This window comes from Halalkalibacterium ligniniphilum (assembly GCF_000334155.1).
In the GTDB taxonomy this organism is placed as follows: domain Bacteria; phylum Bacillota; class Bacilli; order Bacillales; family Bacillaceae_D; genus Halalkalibacterium; species Halalkalibacterium ligniniphilum.
This window is the reverse complement of the sequence record NZ_ANNK01000056.1, coordinates 1-20,184: the sequence shown is the minus strand read 5'-3', so window position 1 is coordinate 20,184 and position 20,184 is coordinate 1. Positions and strand designations below refer to the sequence as shown.

Annotated in this window: 29 protein-coding genes and 2 pseudogenes; 7 read left to right on the top strand and 24 right to left on the bottom strand. The window is 41.0% G+C overall.

What is annotated here, in order from left to right:
• A pseudogene (locus BLT_RS0105460) lies at positions 1–238 on the bottom strand (M23 family metallopeptidase); the annotation flags it as partial.
• 102 nt (positions 239–340) lie between these two features.
• On the opposite strand from BLT_RS0105460, the gene mobA reads away from it, so the two are divergent.
• The gene (mobA, locus tag BLT_RS0105455) at positions 341–931 is read left to right on the top strand and encodes a molybdenum cofactor guanylyltransferase (RefSeq protein ID WP_017726803.1); all 591 of its coding nucleotides are present in this window, start codon (positions 341–343) and stop codon (positions 929–931) included.
• Positions 932–976: 45 nt separating this feature from the next.
• On the opposite strand, the gene moaD is transcribed toward mobA, so the two are convergent.
• The 5 genes from moaD to BLT_RS0105430 all read right to left on the bottom strand — a co-directional run bounded on the left by moaD (position 977) and on the right by BLT_RS0105430 (position 4,139).
• Positions 977–1,213 (bottom strand): molybdopterin converting factor subunit 1, encoded by a 237-nt coding sequence (gene moaD / locus BLT_RS0105450; RefSeq protein ID WP_017726802.1) that lies wholly within the window; start codon positions 1,211–1,213, stop codon positions 977–979.
• Between the two features lie 2 nt (positions 1,214–1,215).
• Positions 1,216–1,680 carry a molybdenum cofactor biosynthesis protein MoaE gene (locus tag BLT_RS0105445; RefSeq protein WP_017726801.1) on the bottom strand — a complete coding sequence of 155 codons (465 nt, stop codon included), beginning with the start codon at positions 1,678–1,680 and terminating at the stop codon, positions 1,216–1,218.
• Positions 1,673–2,206: a molybdopterin-guanine dinucleotide biosynthesis protein B gene (gene mobB / locus BLT_RS0105440; protein ID WP_026104998.1), complete on the bottom strand. Its 534-nt coding sequence runs from the start codon at positions 2,204–2,206 to the stop codon at positions 1,673–1,675. The genes BLT_RS0105445 and mobB overlap by 8 nt, the downstream gene beginning before the upstream one ends.
• Complete coding sequence (locus BLT_RS0105435) at positions 2,185–3,456, bottom strand: molybdopterin molybdotransferase MoeA (RefSeq protein WP_017726799.1); 1,272 nt, start codon at positions 3,454–3,456, stop codon at positions 2,185–2,187. Before BLT_RS0105435 ends, mobB begins: the two co-directional genes overlap by 22 nt.
• A gap of 167 nt (positions 3,457–3,623) precedes the next feature.
• Complete coding sequence (locus tag BLT_RS0105430) at positions 3,624–4,139, bottom strand: MogA/MoaB family molybdenum cofactor biosynthesis protein (protein ID WP_017726798.1); 516 nt, start codon at positions 4,137–4,139, stop codon at positions 3,624–3,626.
• 122 nt (positions 4,140–4,261) lie between these two features.
• Here BLT_RS0105430 and moaC point away from each other — a divergent pair, with 122 nt between their 5' ends.
• Positions 4,262–4,762, top strand: a complete 501-nt coding sequence (moaC, locus tag BLT_RS0105425; protein ID WP_017726797.1) for a cyclic pyranopterin monophosphate synthase MoaC — start codon at positions 4,262–4,264, stop codon at positions 4,760–4,762.
• 76 nt (positions 4,763–4,838) lie between these two features.
• Complete coding sequence (locus BLT_RS0105420; RefSeq protein WP_017726796.1) at positions 4,839–5,219, top strand: response regulator transcription factor; 381 nt, start codon at positions 4,839–4,841, stop codon at positions 5,217–5,219.
• A gap of 139 nt (positions 5,220–5,358) precedes the next feature.
• On the opposite strand, the gene BLT_RS0105415 is transcribed toward BLT_RS0105420, so the two are convergent.
• From BLT_RS0105415 to BLT_RS22620, 8 genes and pseudogenes are all read right to left on the bottom strand, one after another.
• On the bottom strand, positions 5,359–5,874 hold the full coding sequence (locus BLT_RS0105415) for a type 1 glutamine amidotransferase domain-containing protein (RefSeq protein ID WP_017726795.1): 516 nt from the start codon (positions 5,872–5,874) through the stop codon (positions 5,359–5,361).
• A 377-nt stretch (positions 5,875–6,251) separates the two neighbouring features.
• Positions 6,252–7,046, bottom strand: coding sequence for a septum site-determining protein MinD (minD, locus tag BLT_RS0105410; protein WP_017726794.1), 795 nt, complete (start codon positions 7,044–7,046; stop codon positions 6,252–6,254).
• Between the two features lie 2 nt (positions 7,047–7,048).
• Positions 7,049–7,762, bottom strand: a complete 714-nt coding sequence (gene minC / locus BLT_RS0105405) for a septum site-determining protein MinC (RefSeq protein ID WP_017726793.1) — start codon at positions 7,760–7,762, stop codon at positions 7,049–7,051.
• 96 nt (positions 7,763–7,858) lie between these two features.
• Positions 7,859–8,383 (bottom strand): rod shape-determining protein MreD, encoded by a 525-nt coding sequence (gene mreD, locus BLT_RS0105400; RefSeq protein WP_017726792.1) that lies wholly within the window; start codon positions 8,381–8,383, stop codon positions 7,859–7,861.
• Entirely contained in the window at positions 8,380–9,255 is an 876-nt protein-coding gene (gene mreC / locus BLT_RS0105395) for a rod shape-determining protein MreC (protein ID WP_017726791.1), read from the bottom strand. Before mreC ends, mreD begins: the two co-directional genes overlap by 4 nt.
• Before the next feature lie 13 nt (positions 9,256–9,268).
• Entirely contained in the window at positions 9,269–10,309 is a 1,041-nt protein-coding gene (locus tag BLT_RS0105390) for a rod shape-determining protein (protein WP_017726790.1), read from the bottom strand.
• Positions 10,310–10,476: 167 nt separating this feature from the next.
• Positions 10,477–10,782 (bottom strand): annotated as a pseudogene (radC, locus tag BLT_RS21485) (RadC family protein); the annotation flags it as partial.
• A 145-nt stretch (positions 10,783–10,927) separates the two neighbouring features.
• Positions 10,928–11,542, bottom strand: coding sequence for a hypothetical protein (locus BLT_RS22620; RefSeq protein ID WP_017726788.1), 615 nt, complete (start codon positions 11,540–11,542; stop codon positions 10,928–10,930).
• 157 nt (positions 11,543–11,699) lie between these two features.
• Between BLT_RS22620 and BLT_RS0105375 the strand changes: the two genes are divergently transcribed.
• The 3 genes from BLT_RS0105375 to BLT_RS0105365 all read left to right on the top strand — a co-directional run bounded on the left by BLT_RS0105375 (position 11,700) and on the right by BLT_RS0105365 (position 13,055).
• Positions 11,700–11,969, top strand: coding sequence for a hypothetical protein (locus BLT_RS0105375; protein ID WP_017726787.1), 270 nt, complete (start codon positions 11,700–11,702; stop codon positions 11,967–11,969).
• Positions 11,970–12,097: 128 nt separating this feature from the next.
• A complete protein-coding gene (locus BLT_RS0105370; RefSeq protein ID WP_017726786.1) occupies positions 12,098–12,523 on the top strand; it encodes a DUF6941 family protein in 426 nt (141 codons plus the stop codon).
• The gene (locus BLT_RS0105365; RefSeq protein WP_017726785.1) at positions 12,516–13,055 is read left to right on the top strand and encodes a hypothetical protein; all 540 of its coding nucleotides are present in this window, start codon (positions 12,516–12,518) and stop codon (positions 13,053–13,055) included. The genes BLT_RS0105370 and BLT_RS0105365 overlap by 8 nt, the downstream gene beginning before the upstream one ends.
• Before the next feature lie 32 nt (positions 13,056–13,087).
• Here the strand turns inward: BLT_RS0105365 and BLT_RS21475 are convergent, their stop codons facing one another.
• Genes BLT_RS21475 through BLT_RS0105335 form a run of 6 tightly spaced genes read right to left on the bottom strand, consistent with a single transcriptional unit; the run spans position 13,088 to position 17,786 of the window.
• Positions 13,088–13,792: a peptidoglycan recognition protein family protein gene (locus tag BLT_RS21475; protein ID WP_017726784.1), complete on the bottom strand. Its 705-nt coding sequence runs from the start codon at positions 13,790–13,792 to the stop codon at positions 13,088–13,090.
• A complete protein-coding gene (locus tag BLT_RS0105355) occupies positions 13,789–14,193 on the bottom strand; it encodes a phage holin family protein (protein WP_017726783.1) in 405 nt (134 codons plus the stop codon). The genes BLT_RS21475 and BLT_RS0105355 overlap by 4 nt, the downstream gene beginning before the upstream one ends.
• Before the next feature lie 27 nt (positions 14,194–14,220).
• Positions 14,221–14,385 (bottom strand): hypothetical protein, encoded by a 165-nt coding sequence (locus BLT_RS23975; RefSeq protein WP_017726782.1) that lies wholly within the window; start codon positions 14,383–14,385, stop codon positions 14,221–14,223.
• Positions 14,385–14,561 carry a hypothetical protein gene (locus BLT_RS23970; RefSeq protein ID WP_017726781.1) on the bottom strand — a complete coding sequence of 59 codons (177 nt, stop codon included), beginning with the start codon at positions 14,559–14,561 and terminating at the stop codon, positions 14,385–14,387. The genes BLT_RS23975 and BLT_RS23970 overlap by 1 nt, the downstream gene beginning before the upstream one ends.
• Positions 14,562–14,566: 5 nt before the next feature.
• Positions 14,567–16,900 carry a phage tail protein gene (locus BLT_RS22615; RefSeq protein WP_017726780.1) on the bottom strand — a complete coding sequence of 778 codons (2,334 nt, stop codon included), beginning with the start codon at positions 16,898–16,900 and terminating at the stop codon, positions 14,567–14,569.
• Positions 16,901–16,943: 43 nt separating this feature from the next.
• A complete protein-coding gene (locus tag BLT_RS0105335) occupies positions 16,944–17,786 on the bottom strand; it encodes a tyrosine-type recombinase/integrase (RefSeq protein ID WP_017726779.1) in 843 nt (280 codons plus the stop codon).
• 96 nt (positions 17,787–17,882) lie between these two features.
• On the opposite strand from BLT_RS0105335, the gene BLT_RS0105330 reads away from it, so the two are divergent.
• Positions 17,883–18,122 carry a helix-turn-helix domain-containing protein gene (locus BLT_RS0105330; RefSeq protein ID WP_338035652.1) on the top strand — a complete coding sequence of 80 codons (240 nt, stop codon included), beginning with the start codon at positions 17,883–17,885 and terminating at the stop codon, positions 18,120–18,122.
• 19 nt (positions 18,123–18,141) lie between these two features.
• Here BLT_RS0105330 and BLT_RS0105325 read toward each other — a convergent pair whose 3' ends face one another.
• The 4 genes from BLT_RS0105325 to BLT_RS0105310 all read right to left on the bottom strand — a co-directional run.
• A complete protein-coding gene (locus BLT_RS0105325) occupies positions 18,142–18,357 on the bottom strand; it encodes a hypothetical protein (RefSeq protein ID WP_017726777.1) in 216 nt (71 codons plus the stop codon).
• A 116-nt stretch (positions 18,358–18,473) separates the two neighbouring features.
• A complete protein-coding gene (locus BLT_RS23965) occupies positions 18,474–18,611 on the bottom strand; it encodes a hypothetical protein (RefSeq protein WP_017726776.1) in 138 nt (45 codons plus the stop codon).
• A complete protein-coding gene (locus BLT_RS0105315) occupies positions 18,611–19,423 on the bottom strand; it encodes a hypothetical protein (protein ID WP_017726775.1) in 813 nt (270 codons plus the stop codon). The genes BLT_RS23965 and BLT_RS0105315 overlap by 1 nt, the downstream gene beginning before the upstream one ends.
• A 15-nt stretch (positions 19,424–19,438) precedes the next feature.
• A partial coding sequence (locus tag BLT_RS0105310) for a phage distal tail protein (RefSeq protein WP_017726774.1) occupies positions 19,439–20,184 on the bottom strand: 746 nt, incomplete at its 5' end.

Below are 20,184 nucleotides of genomic sequence, written 5' to 3'. Positions count from 1 at the left end.
CGATGAGTAAAAATAAACTAATGGCTACCAATGCTCGCAAGATAAAAAAATCTTGTCCCTTAAAGGCTAGCGAATCCTTCGGCTGGTCCTGATACACATACATGTCTGGTTCTTCTCTTGCCTCATCATGACGAGTAAACAGCATCGGTGCAGAACGTTCTTTTCTTCTCATCGTTTCGCCAATTTCTCTACGCCTTGATTCAAGCTTACGCCGGACTTTGTTCAGCTCTTTTGACATCACTACCCCATCCTTTTTTAAAGTCCATCTAGTAATTTATATGACTTGTCCGCCGTTCATATGTCATAATAGAAGGAACGAATGAGCTGAGGTGAATCAAGCATGGACCATCAATGGACAGGGGTGCTACTAGCAGGTGGGGCTTCACGAAGATTTGGTCGACCAAAGGCCTTTGAAATATATCATGGGTTTAAGTATTATGAAGCTAGCTTACAAGCCTTACAAGCCCACTGCCAGACGATTTATATTGTGAGCCACCCCTCTTTAAAAGAATCATTTGAGAGAGCGGAGACTGTTCCAGTCATCGAGGATTTACCTACCTATCAAGGGCGTGGCCCATTAGCTGGATTGTATACGGTAATGCATACCTACAATTCAAGCTGGTATCTGACTGCGCCTTGTGATGCACCTCTTTTAAAAAGTGAAATCTATGACCTTTTGTTATCTCACCGCCACCTTGATCCACAAACAAGCGCGATTATTCCTGTTGTGAACGGACGTCGCCAGCCATTAATCGGACTTTACGCTCGTTCTTGTATGCCAGTCATTCAAGCACTTTTAGATGAAGGAACTTTTAAGGTTGGAGCTCTTTTCGAGCGAGTAAGGACAAAATTTGTGGAAGATTCCTCCCTTAATGCACTATCTCGTGCATTTACAAATATTAATGAAGAGAAAGATCTTCAGCAATTATAAAAACGAGCGAGGATTTTCGCTTAGAAATCCTCGCTCGTCTTTATTTCATCCACCGCTAACAGGTGGGATGAGAGCAACCGTATCGCCTTCTTTTACGGTTGCATCTTCTTCCGCATATTCTTCGTTCACAGCAACCATCACACGATCTAATGGCGCCAGTTCATCATGCTGCAAAATGAGCACTTCTTTAAGGTCAGTTACCGTCATTTCTTTTCGGTCAATGACTAGTTCCTGCTTGCCTGTCTTTTCACTTAACTCTGCAAATAATAAAACACGTATCATTGTTATTCCTCCAGCTTGGGACGCCCTTCAGGGTATCGTGTTTGTTCTAATTGGTCGCCAACCCATGTTTCCCCGTCTTCCCAATGTTCTTTTTTCCAAATCGGTACAATTTCTTTAATTCGCTCGATCGCATAACGACTTGCTTCATAAGAATCGGCTCGGTGTGGAGTGGAAACCGCAATGACAACGGCAATGTCTGAAATATCAAGATGACCAATACGGTGCGTAATCGCCACACGCGCTTCTGGCCACTTTTTCTTGATCTCATCCCCAATTTGAGCGAGCTTTTTGACAGCCATTGGCTCATAGGCTTCATACGCTAAATACAATGTCCGCTTTCCTTTTGTCAATTCCCGTACGGTACCAATAAAGGTATTGATCGCCCCTGCATGAGGGTGAACGACTTTTTCCACAATGCCTTCAATTGAAATCGGCTCTGATGTAATTTCAAATAACCCATTACTCATGTTTTGCCTCCAATTGTTGATACATCCATTCTAAATACGCTTGCTCTTCTTTAATATGAAAGAATGAAATGCCCTTCTTCTCCAACCCATCGATAGCCTCCCAATAGATTACGGCCTGAAGATTTTCCATTCCTTCAAACATAGTCAGATCTTCAGTATGGCGAATCATTGCTATTTTTGGGAAAGGCTCCTGTTTGAATCCTTCAATAAGAACCCCATCAAGATCAAGCTTTTCATAGATCGAAAGGATCTCTTCTGCTGACCAAGGCTCTTTTTTTTGCACTTGCAGCTGCAAGGTTTCAGACGCTGCTACAGCACTACCAACTGCACCAGCTTCTCGGTAACGGTGGGAATCTTTTCCCGTATCTAAAGCGAGCAGCTTTTTACCATGGCCATGATGCTTGATCGTCGCAACGCTCAACCCTTTTTCTACCATGTACTGCAAGGCTTTTTCAATCAAGGTTGTCTTTCCACTGTTGCTAAAGCCGACAATTTGAAGAAGCTTCATAGCTCGCCCCAAGGCCACTTACTGCCTTCCCCTTTTAGCAACAAAACATCGACCATCATCCCAACTTCAAATCCTCTTGTTCCACCTGGCAGCATCAGAAGGGCATTGGCATCAGCAAGGGAAGTAACAACACCTGATTTATCAAGCCCAGTTGGTGCAACGACAAAACGCCCTTCCTCAACGCTCACTCGGCTTCGAACAAAGCGTGTAAATGGATTCGGTTTCGGAAAATCCTTTTCTAATCTCGCTTGGACACGTTGCAAATGAGGTCGTTCCGCTGAAAAGCTTGTGAGAATGGATGGGCGAACAAGTAGCTCAAAGCCGACAAAGCAAGCCGACGGGTTTCCTGATAATCCGAACAAGAGCTTTCCTTGCCACTCTGCTACAGTCGTCACACTTCCAGGACGCATGGCAATTTTATTAAACAACACATTTGCACCAAGCTTCTCATAAATGGCTGGCAAATAATCGTAGTCCCCAACAGAAACACCACCTGTTGTAATCAAATAATCAACCGTTTCAAGAGCGTTTGAAATCGCCTCATAGCACTGTTCAAAATCGTCGACTAGCTTTCCAAGGTAGAGTGGCTCTCCTCCTGCTTCCTTTACTTGCGAAGCAACCATGTATGCATTACTGTTACGAATTTTCCCCGGAACAAGGGGTTCATTTACATCCAATAGCTCGGTCCCTGTAGCAAAAATACCGACCTTTGGCTTTCGAAACACAGGGACCTGCGCGTAACCAAAGGTAGCAAGCAGCGCTTTAACGCCTGCATCAATAAAGCGTCCCTTTTCCACAAGAGCTGTCCCTTTTTTCGTATCTTCCCCTTTGAAGGAAATGTTGTCCCCCTCATGAAACGAACGCTTTATTTCAATAAAAGCCTGGCCATCCTCTTTAAATTCTCTCGTTAATTCAAACATCACAACGGCATCGGTTCCCTGTGGCATTTGCGCTCCTGTCATAATTCGAATCGCTTCCCCAGCCTTTGGTACCTTTGTCGCTACTGAACCGGCACCAATTTCTTCAATGACCTTTAAGCGGACCGGTGTTTCACGAGAGGCGTTCACTGTGTCCATTGCTCGAATCGCAAAACCATCAAGGGGCGACTTATCAAATGGTGGAACGTCATGATCCGCTTTTAATGGCACGGCTAAATAACGACCATCGCAATCATCGATCGAAACGTTCTCAACGATTGCCTCTTGTTGAAAATGAAGGACTCGAGAAACTGCTTCTTTTACTGGAATGGGTGTTCTCCGCTCTACCATTACCTCACCTCGTACATCTATCAATTCATCTTTAAGCTGTTAGAAATTCTATCTCTATCACTTCTTAAAATCGCTTTCAATTATACTGGTCTTCTCAAACAATAACAAGTGGCAGCGATTGTGATGCCCTCAAAGTAACGATTACTTTATAATCAGCGACTCAACTCTTATTTTCGGTCTTTTAAAAGCTCTCTTATGACATGTGCAAGCTCTGGAATAATGATGCGTTCCATCGCGAGCTTCACTGCACCTGATGAGCCTGGCATTGAAAAAATTGCTTTTCCATTACAGACCCCAGCAATGGCCCGACTTAGGATCGCAGCCGTTCCTATGTCTTCGGTAAAGCTTAAATAACGAAAGATTTCTCCAAACCCTGGCATCTCCTTGTCTAAGCTATCTCGTACTGCTTCATAGGTCGTATCCCTTAAAGCGATACCTGTTCCACCATTTAATAAAACAGCGTCTACATCTGCACGACCTCCGATCACGTTAAGCCAGTGCTGAATTTGACTGTATTCATCTTTTACAATTTGATATTCAGTGACATGGTGCCCATGTTGTTCTAGCAACGTACGAATCAATTGACCGCTTTTATCCGTTTCAAAGGTCCTTGTATCTGAAACCGTTAAAATCATGCACCTTACGATTTTTGGCGCCTCTTTTTTATGTTCTTGTACCGACATGTCGATCCACTCTCCTCTCGTTTGACAAACCTCAATCTGTTTATTATGATAGCACAGAATTTAGTCGTTCTTTATCACAACAATAGGATCAATAAAAACGGAAAAAGGGGCGGATACATAAAATGAGTGACTTCACCCATTTCAATAAACAAGGTCGAGCAAAGATGGTCGATATATCGGAAAAAAATGAATCAAAACGGACAGCCGTAGCAAAAACGAGCGTCGAAGTTCTCCCAGAGATCTATGAAAAAATCCAGTCAGGCTCCATGGGTAAAGGTGACGTTCTTTCAGTGGCTCAAGTAGCCGGTGTGATGGCCGCGAAAAATACGTCACAATGGATACCTATGTGTCACCCCCTCTCTCTTACAGGCGTGGACATTTCCTTTTCATGGGAAGAAAAAGCGAACTCCTGGCTTCTTCATATTGAAGTCACGGTGAAAACAACTGGAAAAACGGGAGTAGAAATGGAGGCACTAACGGCTGCTTCTGCAACAGCACTTACCGTCTATGATATGTGCAAAGCCATCGATAAAGGCATGATCATTGGGCCAACCTTTTTGTTGCGAAAAACAGGCGGTAAAAGTGGAGACTTTCAACAGGAACAATTCATCGACAAAAATTGATTGCTTGCACTTACCTTTACAAAAATTTAATATAAAGATAATAATAAGATACTAGCTTAGATTTTTGGAGGTATGTATGCGTCCTTTTGTCGTAACAGTGGTTGAAGATGAGCCAAGCCATGCTACATTAATTGAGTATCACTTAGAGTTGTTAGGCGCACAAGTGAACATCTATACGAGTGGTGCTTTATTCATGAAAAATAGCGGACTTGATGAGTGTCATCCCCTCATCATTAGTGACGATCTCGATGATTTTCCGATTACTGCACTTCTTGAGCACTTACAGGATGATAAGGCCCAGCCTAGAAGCATCGTCATTTTATCGACTGGACGAAATGAAGAGCTTTCCTCTCCGTTTCATCACATTCACTATTTGCATAAGCCTTTTTCAATCGGAGATTTTCGCGACACCATGTCAAAGCTTACATCAAATCTACCAGAGCTATCTTGCACTTAGCTTTAAAACGAAACACAACGTCTTATATTTAGCAAGTCTAGCAAAGCTTCGTTCGTTTCTTCATTAAGAAAGTCACATTGAATTTTATAATGATTAGCCAAAGGAAAAGCACCTAGTTAACAGCTAGGTGCTTTCCCCATTATTCTAACACTTTTAACGATTCTCGATTAAAAGCAGGAATATCATCCGGGGTCCGGCTCGTAACAAGGTTACCACCGCAAACAACCACTTCTTCATCATGCAAATTCGCGCCTGCATTTTTCAAGTCGACGTGAATGGACTTATACCCTGTCACATCACGACCTTTCAGTACTTCCGCTGTAATGAGAAGCTGTGGACCATGACAAATGGCCATAATCGGCTTCTTCCCCTCTGCGAATCCTTTGGCAAATTCGACGAAGCGATCATCCCCGCGAAGAATATCTGGTGAGAAGCCACCTGGGATAAAAAGTGCATCGAAATCGTCTACTGACACGTCATCAATGCCCTTGTCAATTGTCACCGATGCCTCATTGTTTTTTCCTTTTACCGTCTTACCGCTCTCTTTCTCAATGTTCACGATCTCGTGACCAGCCTCTTTGAGCGCCTTAACTGGCTCTGTATATTCAGAGTCCTCAAATAAATCTGTAACGATAACTGCTACTTTCTTTCCCATTCCATATCACCCCTTCGTTAGTGTCTCTTATAGATTACCCGTTCTTCCATATATCAAACGTTTTTACATATAAATTCCATCCTTAAAAAGAATCTGTCATTAAATAAAGCGCAACTGCTTGTTCAGCCGCAACAAGTGCTGGAAGTCTGTCAATACGCTTCAGGGTTATAGGAAACCATTGACAGACTGAAGCAAGCTCGATTGGCTAGGAGTAAGAGTTAAACAGCTTTAAACTGTTAGACTTCCTCGTTTACTAAAAAAGAGAATCTCTAAAAGAAGAGATTCTCTAAAATGGTGAAGCTTACAGAACGACGAAGCAAGGAGCCTATCGCTTAACCACCTTTATTAAATATTGATTAAGCATCCCTTATCATTTGTTAACGCACGCCGAAAAATTGTTTAATTTTTGCAAACATCCCTTTTTGTTGTTCAAGGGACATGAGAGGAACCGTTTCTCCTAAAATGCGCCGCGCAATGTTTCGATAGGCTACAGACGCTTTACTATTCGGATGAAGGGCAATCGGTTCACCCTTGTTCGAATATTTAATTACATCTTCATCATCTACAACGATTCCTAGTAGCTCAATTGCGAGAATCGAAACAATCTCATCAACATCTAACATTTCACCGTTTTTCATCATATGTCCACGAATCCGATTCACGATAAGACGTGGCGATTCAACGTCTTCCTGTTCAAGTAATCCAATAATACGATCTGCATCCCTGACAGAGGACACTTCCGGAGTTGTTACGACAATGGCTTTATCAGCTCCAGCAACTGCATTTTTAAAGCCCTGTTCAATTCCCGCTGGGCAATCGATTAAGACATAGTCATATTCCTGTTTAAGTTCAGAAACAATCACTTTCATTTGCTCAGGGGCCACTGAGGACTTGTCCTTTGTTTGAGCTGCAGGAAGTAAATATAAACACTCAAAGCGTTTGTCCTTTATCAGGGCCTGCTTAAGCCGGCAGCGCTCCTCCACTACATCCACTAGATCATAGATAATTCGATTCTCAAGCCCCATTACTACATCTAAATTGCGCAGTCCGATGTCTGTATCAATTAAGCAGACTTTTTTTCCTGAAAGGGCTAGGGCGGTGCCGATGTTTGCGGACGTCGTCGTTTTCCCGACGCCACCCTTACCGCTTGTTATGACGATAGCCTCTCCCACGCTCATTTCCCCTTTCTATTCAACGATTGCTCAACGGCTTCTGGAAAAAATTTTGTAAGCTGTGGACGCATATTGGCAAGTTTTTGTACTCGTTCCAGTTCAATTTGATTCGATTGAGGCGATATGTATGCGCACTCCATGATTACATCTTCCTCATCATCCTGCTTCGGCCATTCGTAAATCACATCTGCAATTCGAAGCTGCGCCGGTGCCAAGAGGGAGGCTGAGATAACGGCATCCGTTGAACCATTACACCCTGCATGAGCGATGCCGCGAAGAGCCCCGAGGACAAAAATATTTCCAGACGCTTGAATCGTTCCCCCTGGGTTCACATCACCGATAAGAAGTAAATCACCTTCAACCGTTATCACTTGCCCAGAGCGAACAACCTTTGCAATTGAAACAATTTGCGACTCATTAATTAATCGTTCTGCTTCTTCTTTGGAAATAACGTTTGAATCTACTCGTTCAATTGCAAGGTTTTTATTCTCTGTAATAATCGAATGAATTTGTTCGTTTTGTTCTGGATCTAAAAAGCGGTTCCCTACATCTAGCTTTACTTGAACCTGAGGTTGATCAGAAATTTGGTAATGCTTAGAGGATAACTTTTCTTGCAGCTCCTCTAGTAAACTATCAAAAGAACAGCGATCATCTAATGAAAAAATTAAGCCATCCTTTGTTCCTTTTATCGTGACATGTTGTTTTTTTTGCATCATTTCCAACGTTCCCCTTAGAAAGCACATGTTTTATCATTAAAAAACCGTGCTGTTAGAGTTATTCAACATGTGTATCTCGATTCCCTTTTTTCTCTTTCATTTTTCTCGAAGGCTTGCCATTCGTTTGACATATTGCAACAGCCTACGCATTGGATAAACAGTGAGGATCGCAAAGGCTCCATTTAATGCAAGGGTTGGGAGGAGTCGCTCCTGAAAAAAGCGCATGCCTTCCATTTCCGTTATTCCAATGATAAGAAACAAGCCATACTGATAATATTCAAGAAGAGCAACGGCAAAAATCGCTAGGCCAGCCTGCGTTACGTTACTATATTGAAGCCACTTATACGTCAAAGCAAATGAGTACCCTAATAACCCGAAACCAAAAGCGTACACACCAAGGATGTTTGTATACACCACATCATAGAGCAAGCCAAATCCTATACCGTATAAAAGGGCAGAACTCTTACCAAGAAATATACCAATAAAGACGAGCATCACTGCAATGAACCGTGGAACCATAATGAAATCGGCTTGAAAGCGTTCTGGTATAAAGAGCTGAATCAAGGTTCCTTCGAGAACAAGAAGCCCAAATAAAATCAAAGGAAGAATGAATCGGCTCACAATGCGCCCTCCTCAATTAATTCTGGATCCATTGAAGTGCTCAACCGTTCCACAACAACGACATAATCAAGAGAATGAAGGTTTGCCTTTGGTTTGACATAGACATTTTGCGTTAAGCCATATTCATCTGGTTCAACCATTTCAACTTCACCAATGATAATCCCTCTTGGATATACGGTTCCTAAACCTGATGTTGTGACAAGTTGACCAGCTTCTACCTCGGCATCCATATCAACTTTACGCAAAATGAGAAGACCCGACTCTTCATCATAGCCCTCTATAAAACCAACCGACCCCTGTTCATTATCAATCCGTGCTGACACTCGGTTTGTGCGATCAGTGTCGGAGAGCAATTGCACCCTAGAAGAGAGTTCACTTGCCTGCTGTACCTTCCCGATTAAGTAACCATCAGATGAGACGACAGCCATATTTTCATCGATCCCATTTTGCGAACCGATGTTAATACCAATGTACTCACTCCAACGGTCTGGGTTCCGATGAATGACAATCGCATTCCACATTTGAAAAGATGAAAGACTTTCATCAAGGTCAAGCATTTCCCTAAGTGATTCATTTTCTTCTTGAAGTACATTTCGTTCAACTGAAAGCTCAGCATACTCTTCAAGCCTTGATTTTAGCACCTGATTTTCTTCGTAAATGTTGCGAAGTTCAGAAACATTCTCAAAGAAACCCGCTGCAAAATGAGCGGGTCTCATGACGATGGATTGCACCCATCCAACAGCGTCTTGAACAAACCTTTCAGCCCACGTTTCCTGTTGGCGATCACTTAAAGAGTAACCAATTAAAGCAACCAAAATAATGATACTCACAAGTAAAACAATTAATTTTTTATTTGAGAAAAATGAAGGCATTCATGCCACCTACTTATGATTTCCGATCAGAACTTGAAGTGATCCCTGCTTTAGAACGGAATAAATGTAAATTCTCAAGCGCTCGCCCAGTTCCAATCGCAACACAATCTAAAGGATTTTCAGCAACGATGACAGGCATGTTCGTTTCATCGCTTAGCACGCGATCCAAATTACGTAAAAGCGCACCCCCACCTGTTAAGACAATGCCTCGATCCATAATATCAGCTGCTAGCTCTGGCGGAGACTTTTCAAGTGTGTTTTTCACCGCTTCAACGATCGTCGTCACCGTATCAGCAAGAGCACCTGAAATTTCTTTTGCAGACACAGAAATGGTTTTCGGTAAGCCTGTTAAGAGATCACGCCCACGAATTTCCATATCTTCAACGCCTTCAGGTGATCCTGCCGAACCAATTTCAAGCTTAAGCATCTCTGATGTTCGTTCTCCGATCATTAAATTATATGTTTTTTTCACATATTGGATAATGGCTTCATCCATTTCATCACCCGCTACACGAATCGACTGACTTGTTACGATTCCTCCAAGAGAAATGATTGCAACCTCCGTCGTTCCACCACCAATATCAACAACCATGCTTCCTGTTGGCTCCCATACCGGTAAATCTGCCCCTATCGCAGCTGCAAACGGCTCTTCAAGTGTATACGCGTATTTTGCACCAGCTTGCTTCGTCGCATCTTCCACCGCCCGTTTTTCCACAGCGGTTATCCCTGTTGGCACACATACCATCACCGAAGGCTTTCTTGTAAAGATCGAGCGACTTTTTTGTGCTTGTCGGATGAAATGCTTTAACATTGTAGCTGTAGTATCAAAATCAGCAATGACCCCATCCTTCATCGGTCGCACAGCTACAATATTCCCTGGCGTCCTTCCAATCATGTTTTTTGCATCATTTCCCACGGCTTCAATTGAGCCTGTATCTGTACGAAGAGCAACCACAGAAGGCTCTCTAACGACAATTCCTTTACCTTTTACATATACAAGCGTATTCGCTGTACCTAAATCAATTCCAATATCTCTTGAAAAACCACCGAACATCTATGTAGCTCCCTTCATGATTAACCGAAGTCATAACCATTATTATATCGAAAATCTTCTTAAAAAAATAGCCTTTAGTTCCCCTTTGACCATTTTACATGAACTTTTTTACACACACTTGAGCCTTCATGCCTAGGACATGCTTTTTACTACCCTGTAGCAGCTTTTTATGGCAAATATCCTTTTTCCTTGAGACTAATATACTTTCTGTCTCCAATGATCACATGATCGAGTAATTCAATGCCAATTATCTTTCCTGCTTCACATAGGCGTTTTGTTACTTCTATGTCTTCGCGACTTGGTGACGGATCACCAGACGGATGGTTATGAAGACAAATCAATGAAGCGGCTGAACGGCGAAACGCCTCTTTAAACACTTCTCGAGGGTGGACAATGCTTGCATTTAAGCTTCCGACAAAAATGGTTTGTCGATGAAGCACTTGATTTTTAGTATTTAAATACAGGCATGTAAACTTCACATAAATACGGGTAATAAAAAAAAACCTTATTTACGCAGTAATCGGTTGGAGTCTTCTTATACCTTAACCAGCCTTTACTATTTTAGTCAACCTAATTAAAAGAAACGAAAAAATAAAAAGAGTAGCCATTTATATTTGGCTACTCTACCTTTGTAAATTTTGTTGCAGTATTCAATTCCATCGTATCTCCCGACTCTGCAAAAAACACGTATTCTTCCTCTCGCATTCCTCCCTCTCCAAGAGTAACTGACACTTTTGAACGCCCATCATTTCTAACGAAGAAATTACCACTACCGCCATTAGCTTCTGCAATATACCGCCCAGGCGGTAAATCTTTACCCACAACGTAATGCCCTGCACTCAGAACAATAGGGTCTCCTTCTTTTCTCTTTAATTCTCCTGTTATAGATGCAAGCTCATCTTTCTTTTTAGATAACACTATGTCAAGTTCCTGAATTTCCATCTCAATCTTTTTGCGGTCCTCATAAATCGCTAAAGCTTCATCTATTGCTTCTCTTTTATTTTCAATTTCAACTTCTAATATCCTAACTTCTTCGTTGAGGTCATAAAACTCTGTCTTTTTCCGCTCTAACCTTTCTTCAACCTCTTGCATGTTGGACATTAACTGCTTGTAATTCATGCGTTCCTCGCCGACAGCTGTGTTTCCTCCTAATAATCCGACGTTATAGGAAACAAAAACAAGCATAAGTGCCCCAACAACAAACAATACCGTCTTTAGTTTTAAATTTTTCAAAATTCCCCCTCCAATTCGGTAGTGTTAACCCCATTCTACAATACTAAAGCATAAGGAAACAATAACCAGTTCTGCCAAGCAGGTAGGATAATCGACAATTCCCCCCATTGTGTCACGAACATTCATTCGCATATAATCAATAAAAAGAGGTGGCTGCATGTTTATAAACGAAGCTGAACTAACCGATATCGAACGAAAAACACGTACTATTATTAGGAATATGAGTTGGTATGGTAAGTTGGCTAGCGTTGAGGATTTATCTGTGAAAACGGGAAGGAAAAGAGAAAATATTTTACCTGTTATAGAAAGTCTCGTAGAAAAGAAGTTAATAAAGTGGATTAATAAAGAGCATGTGATTTACTTACCTCTACCTTCCTGGTACGAAAGAGAGTTAAAGGATAAAGAAAGTACTTTAGAAAGATGGTAAAACTTAACCTTTGGCCGGGAGTGGGTGTTTTTTTTGTCTATTTAACTAGATAAAGTAAGATATTTCTTTATAAAGCTATCAACTTTGATTATAATTAAGGCTAAACATACATATAAAGGATGATTTTTATGTGGAAGATAGGATATTTAATTCTCTGTGAAGAAATTATAACTACATCCGATCAAAAAAGTATAATTCCTTTGGTTGGATTGAATCCAATAAGCATCCCAGGTAATTTTTCGTTCAGAATAGCTTTTTCACTTTTCTCAACTGACAAAAACCCTTCACGTCATAATATTATTAGAGTAGTTTTAAAGGATCCTAGCGGCAAAACTGTAAAGGATACGAATGAAATCAAGTTCGAAATACCTGAACCTGAAATTACTAACGGTAGAGCAGTAAAAGCTGGTGAAGCTGATCTTGGATTTAACAATATTGTGTTACCTGTGGAAGGGACTTATCAAGTTGTTGTAACTGTTAATGGTGAAACTAAAACATTAGAAGTACCAGTAGCTAAAATGACTCCTCTTAATGAAGGTGATAGTGTTGAGTGAACAACGTAAGGATGAAGAATATACATTCGATTTCAAGTTAAATCATTCAAAAACAAATCGCGATTTCAAGCAAGATGATGTTATTAGACTTGGTGAAAAGGGGAATGCTAAACCTGATATTAAATTCATAAATGACATACGTCCCCATATAATTGAAGTAGACTTTAAAGAAAGACGCCTGTCTAAAGGAGATGAGCGATCTATGACCGAAGAGCACAACAGAATTAATGACTTAAAAGAGGACGTTAGGGAAAGTGAAAGAAGGACTTCGCAGAACATAAAAGAACGAGAAGAAAGATTTGAGAGACAATTGCAGTCATACGTATCTGATGCAAAAGAAAGAGAAGAGCGCTTTTTCAAAGAAAGTAAGGAGCGCGAGGAAAGAATAATTACTGCTCTAAATAAAATGGAAGAGAAGACCGAGAAGAGTCTTGATCGTATTGATACAATGAAGTCTCAAAATTTTTGGGGAAATATTGCTCTATTTGCAGCAATGTTAGCCATCGTTATTACACTTATTATCCAATTATAAGAGCCCCCACAAACGTGAGGGCTCTTTTCAAATCATCTAATTCCTCTACGCTGGGCCTCGTACTGTATGCGAACTGCATCTCGGACAGTTAACTCGCCCGCTTTTGCTCTGTTTAACCACGACTTCTGCAAAGCATTGCTATATCTCTTTTCATCTGTCCAAAGCTCCAACATACTAACTACTGCACTCTGTTCAACCTTTGTTAGTTTCATATTAAAGTAAACCTCCTCTTCATCTAATGTTTCCCCTTGCTGTACACGTTGTAAATCAGCTCTAAATTGGTTCATAGAAAAAGCCGGACAGTTTTTCCATGCATATCCTGGTACTTCCTGGTGACCAATGACTTTGTCGCAATTCGGCAGCTGTGGAAGAAGCCAATTGACCAGTTCAAGCGCTCTTTGATATTGAACAGTTGTAGGCTCTTCGAAACGGAAATCACCAGGTGAAACAATTCCTAACGAATGACGGTTGCTGTTACCGACATGAGGTGTTTGTATGTTCCAATCATACCCCCATTTAATGACACCATCCGGCTCTACACCGTACGTGTATCCACCCACAGACCAATTATTCGTCTGTGTATGAAAACGACAATAGGCTTCGTAATTTGTTCCTCCAAGCCCTCTTCTTGTCATCCCATGATGGAGAACAATTTGACGAATACCGCTTATCGCACGTAGTGTAGGTAGTTTCGTTCGGTGCCGCGGTGCTGAGGAACGAATGTCTAATATATTCATTTTTCACTCTCCTCCTTTTTCTTATCGCCAATCACCTGCAGCTTATCTTTTATCGCTTCTGGGATCTTACCCCCAATCTGTGCGTAATTTTCTAAAATCGACAAACCTTCAACCGAAATATAAAATAGCACCGTAGCAAAGGTAATGGCGCCATTTAGATCAAGAATGATATCGATGATATTCGCTAAGATAATAATCCCAAAGGCACCCACCTTACGAGCGTAGCCAAAGTAAGCCGTTCGGCTACGCAAGCGTTTTTCTTTTATGGCTCTTGTTATGCCAGTAGCTACATCAATTAGCATCAACAGTGCTAATAAGTCTAAAAATCTCACACCCCCAAACAGATACAAATGGATAGCATCTAAATTCTCTCGATTGAAAAATAAAGTAATATGTTCCACACTATCTCTCCTTTCATTGTAAAAAGCCTACTCCTCTGAGCAGGCTTCCAATCTTTCGTTTTCAGATTTAAGATGTTCGTTTTCTTCGAGGAGCATGTCAATTTGCACCTGTAATATGGCGATATTTTCTGACTGTACAGCTAATTGATTCGATAGTTTTTTTATTACTTTATTCGCATCTACTTGCATCATTATTCAGCCATCCCTTCAGATTTTGAATTAAAATCAGGATTGTTTTTCATATCCTTATATAAAAAATGCAACCGATCCATCATATGGATTAGTCGCTCTTTTTCATTTAAATCTTCTGTTGTAGATAATCGAGCAGATAAGCTATTAATCTCTTGCTTTAAATTTGTAATCGTCATAAATTTTATCCTCCTTGTACTGTGTTATTATCAAATCGTATCGTTCCTATTCTTACGCCATTGCGATACACGACTAAATTGCCTGCAGACGTAGCATCAAGCATAACTTTTCGTGCCGAACTAAAGTTAGTGGCGTAGTAATTGTCTAAAGCCGTGTAATTGACACTCACCTGCTGACCGCTAGATGTTAAACCTGCCCCAGCACTACTAAAATATTGGGAATGAGTGTGATTAGCGGGTGCTACCCCTTGCAAGATAGCATTGTTAAAATTTGCGACACCGTAAAAGAAAGTAGCATCATAAAAATTAACACGGGAATCATGAATCACACCACCTCTAAAAACATGACCCTCCATAGCGGTGTATTCTATCCAGTGTTGTCCTGCCGGAACGAAAATGTTGGCAGTGTCTTTAAAAAGGATGCTTTTATTAGCTCCATCGAAGCCTGCTAGAACCAATGTGTTCCCAATCGTGGCATTCGTATCAACATCAATTATTACACCTCTAATGTAACCAGAAGTAATAACACCTGCATCCAATCCTGCCGAAGAAATCATATTGGTTGTAATCGTGTTCGCCGAAATGTGGTTAGCCGTAATCGCATTAGCTGCAATTTTATCTGCTGTGATTGCGCCAGCAAAAATTTTTTCAGAAGTTATCGCACCAGCTGCTATTTTAATAGCTGTAACAGCGTTCGTTTGAATCTTAGCAGCAGCAATAGAACCATCTTGAATGTTCATTTGCCGGACAGCATCGACTTGAATCTTTGCATTTGAGACTGCATTACTAGCAATCTGCAGCTCTGTCACAAGACCATTAAGCTCAGACATTTGATCACGTGTGATTTTTACCCACCTTGTTCCATCCCATTGCCGCCATACTGGTGGATATGTTGTTACATCTACCCACAAGTCATAGCGTTCTGGATCGTCTAACGGCTCTGTACCAACGTGGATTCGTCTCTCATAATAATCGACTGTGATTTCTCTAGCTTCTTCTGGACCTAGCTTACTATCCCAACTCCCTTCTTTTCGATTCAATCTTCGTTCTAAGTCTCGTTCACGAAAACTACTAGTAAACTTTTCTCTAAAATCACCAAGAACAATTTCAGTGTTTTCAGCTTCATTCAGGTCATGGACAATCTCGATCACAGATGCACCCACAACAATATGTGGATGGATGCGCCTGTCTAGTGCGTCAACAGTATCGCCCAAGCGAACACGCTCATGTTCATAGCCAGTTATTGATTCTAACGTCAGCACATCCATTTCATAGGTGATAGCAGGTCTATTAATCGTTTGCAAATGTCGCCAAGTATTCAATAGCAATTCGCCTGGATCTTCTTCCTGCCCGTCATACATAGCCCATCTGTGCTTAGTTCCCTGAGCATAGCCCCAACGCTCCCTAGCCTCGACATCTTCCACAAAGGTTTGACCGCGCGGCTTATCTACAGGATCGCCATTCGATTTTGACCATTCCACATCGGCAAAAGAAAGACGCGGACCTTCTTCCTGTGCCTTGCCACGTCCATACAAAGCTGTTTTTATTCCTGTACTATCAACAGTTCTGCGAATGTTTTTAATGTCTTTGCCAATTTCAAATCGCTTCCCTGTATAGCTCCCACGTTGCTTAAAAATGTCGATATATCGTCTTGTTATGTGATTGCCATCAGCTTCCACACGGTACCGTATCTCTGCTTCAAAAGTAGTGAGTAGCTCGATTACAGCTTCTTTGACCGTCATATCTTCAAGATTAACGCTGCGCCTTCCTAGATCACCGATTTCACCGACTGACCAACGTGTGCCTTGTAGAATAGCACTTAAAGCTGTATGCAATGTGACATTCGCTTGAGTGTAACCGGTCACCCATTCGTCAATTAATTCGTAATCACCACCCTCTGCAAAGATGTGTTTAACAGGACCATTAAGACCATCTTCATCCTCTGGCACACGAATGATAAACTCGACCAATCCACCGTCCTTATCTCGTATGACAGCCCGTCCATCTTCTTCTACCAGTGCGGCATTCGGGTGATCAGCTGGTATTGAAAATTCAAGAGAAATTTCACCGTTTAATTGTTCTCTATACCTTCCGTTAAAGTATGGGATGCCGACATCTTCTCTTTCGGGTTCTTCTTCGTCTGTTCCGATAAACATTGTGGAATGCTGGGTATACTGCGGACTTGTAAGGCTCATAGCTGATTGATTATCTGGATGCAAAATCAAGCGTAATTTCTCATCCTTGTCATAGATCCAAATCGGTGTTTTTGTTGCTGTTATCGGTTGTTCCTCATCTTCATCAGCCCGGATGTACATCGTAGAATGTTGGATTTGTTCCAAATTTTCACCCCCTTTCAAAAGAAAAAGCCCACACAATGTGAGCTTAAAAATATTTCCTATATTCCTCTCTGCGACGATCTCCGCGTAAATGCGTATAGATGCGTGTTGTGTCTATCTTTTTGTGTCCAAGCATATCCTGGACCATGTCCAACGGTGCGCCTCTATTGACCAAGTGTGTAGCGTACGTATGTCTCAGCTTGTGAGGATACACGTTCTCGTCCACATCTGCACGTTTTGCTAGTTTTTTAATAATCCATCTAATTTGAGCAATGCTCATGCGGTTATGTGGCTTTCTTTGAGTACAGATAAAGCACTCTTCATCATCTAGCCTTTCATCGAAATAACGTTGGATCCATATCTCTGCTCTCTTGCTGAAGTAGACTTCACGTTCTTTATCTCCCTTACCATTTACGATCACAGAGCGATCAGTAAAGTTGAAATCTTTTCGATTGAGATTGTAGATTTCTCCAATACGGACACCAGCAGAATACATAAATTCAATCAATGCACCTTCCAGTGCTGTTCTGCAATTAATACGCAAGAGCTCAAGAGTTTCTTCTTTGAGAAATTTAGGGATACGTTTTTGATCTTTTGGCATTTTGATTTTAAAAGCAGGGTTCGTTTCAATTAGTCCATATTCATGCGCCCATCTAAAGAAGCCACGTATGAACTTGCAACGGTGCTGAAAAGAGCTTGTTTTTAGTCGTTTCTGTTGTTCAGATAGATAGCCCTTTAAATGGAACACTGTTACTTCATCTGCATCCATGTCCTCTAAATGTTCGACCAACATTTTATACTGTAGCTTGTAGGCTTTTAACGTTTGCTTTGAATAGGCCTCGAGTGTTTTGTCCTGTTCGTACATTTCCCATAGTGTTGATAAGTTCATGATGTCATCCCCTCGTTACTCGTTTTTCGTGTAATTAAAGAGTAACATTACACTTTTTTCGAGTAAATAGGACAAATTACACGTTTTTCGTGTATAATGATAGTTAGGAGGGATACCATGACTATTAAATCTAACCTTAAAGAGATACTGGACGAGAGGAATTTGTCAGTCTTGAAAGTTTCAAAGGACATTGGCTACCGCTACGAATCTGTTAGAACCTTTTATACCGACGAGAACAAACAATATCCTAAAGAGCTACTTGATAAGCTATGTGACTATTTAGATGTAACTCCTGGAGACTTAATAAAGTATGAAAAAGAGCCTAACAGTAATTAATCTGTTGGCTCTTTTTTTACTAAGTTCTCACTAATATCTCAGAAACTCTTTTTAACAGCTCTTCTTTTTCTTCTCTAGCTCTGAACGCAAATTCATGACGGTCTAAACCATTTGAGGCACCTTTCTTTTCTACAGCCCCATATAATACTACATCATTCTTGACTTTATCATCATAAGCCAAATGAATAGTATGGTCTCCTTCTTCAAGCAATTCGATGATTTCATCAATACTCATATAATCACCCCTCATACATACTCTTCTCCAGATGAGTATTATATCCCTTCTAAATTCAAACAAAATACACCATTTTTCTGCTTTTTTTCGATTGACCTTTATTCAACTATACGGGCTTATGAGTTAGTTGAAGTAGCCTCCTCTTTCGTAATAACCACTAGCTGACCTTCAGCACTTTCTCTTTTTTCAGTAACGATAAATGTTCTTCCGTCATCTTCGAAAATGTCATTAACTTTCGATTCTCTTAGTTCCATTACTGTATCACCGCTTCCTGTATTGATCGTACCCTAATCATTCTAGTATTTGATTGAGTTACATCCGTATTATTATTGTAGGTAACTCTAAGACTTTTATTTGTAGTATCTCCAAAATGAACACCTCGCCCTAGAAACTCTCTCAACATAGCAGGACTTTCTATAGAATGAGACATTGCATTTCCAGAAAAGTTCATCGGACCTATCTCTATCCCCTTATTAAATTGAGCCTGTAAGGATATAAACCTACTTCTTGTAAGTGTGTCCTCAATGCCGACTACAACGCTATGGTCACCAGTTGTTGCTCCTGTAGGTGCAGGAATATGAATATAAATCCACTCGAGTTTGGCTATAGTCCCACTGGCTGACAAAATGGTTACTGTGTTACTTGTACCAGCATCTACCAAACTGCTATCGCTGGCATCAGTTACTGCCAATTGTGTTTTACTCCCAATTACTTGAATATCCAGTGTGCCGTTTAACTTCTGTTCAATCGCTTGCAGCTCTTCCTTTTGCAAGAGCAATTCAGCTAAGACATCAGTGTCTGCTACTTGTTGTAAAGCAGGAAAATTATTCACATCCACACTTCCAGTAATACTTTGTGTGGTAGGAAAATTTCCCACATTAACGGAAAGAGGATTTGCGGAACTAATAGGATTGCCATTAACGTCCACAATGTATTGTTTCAGAGCACCGTTTCTTCCTCGCGTCTCTTCGTAGTGATTTGCACCTTCTACTCGATGCTGTGGAAGGAAGCCAGGGTTTGTTCCAGGCGTTGGATTAGACTCTCTTAATAATCGATTATTTACCACTCTTTTTTCCTCCTTTTACAGCCACTTTCTTCTATACCTAACTTCCACATCGGCAATGCCTTTAGGATAAAGTTCATAACTATTAATCCCTTGTTCTATTTCAAAAAAATCTGTTGATAGTTCATACAAATCAACCCTTGACTCTCCATTTAATAATAGATTCGACGTTTCGGTATTGATTTCAATCACATCGCCTGGCTGAACAGCGAGTGGAATTTCTTGAACTGGTTGCGGTTGATTAATACGAAAGATTTTAATTTCTTTGACCCTCATTTCGGTTGGAACCCTTAACGGAAATGACCTTGTCGCTACTTGAATCTGTGTAATTGGAACCATATAACTCCCTGCAACATCATTAAAGCTAAAATAACGCCTTGTCAGATGAATGCCCGAAGGACTGAATCGAGCCACATACATTTCCCATTGTCTGCCCACACGACTGATTCGCAACAATCCGTTGAAGTTATTCCAACCTGTTTCATTTCCAATCGAAGGAAATTCTTGAAATACCCACTTACCGTTTGTTCCCCCGAGTTGCGACTTTGCTATCATTTGTTCGGTGCCACGCCACACATCTTCGATGCCGATTTTTGCAACGGTGTTATTGTTCGCATCAAGTAGATAAATTTCGATCATACCAACCTCGAAGTCTACATTCAGATTTTCCACTTTTATATCTGCTTGAAAGTCTTGCAAAGAGTATCCGATAGCTCTCTTTAGAGAAGGACCTTGCCAACGATGTGGTTCAATCGGATCACCGA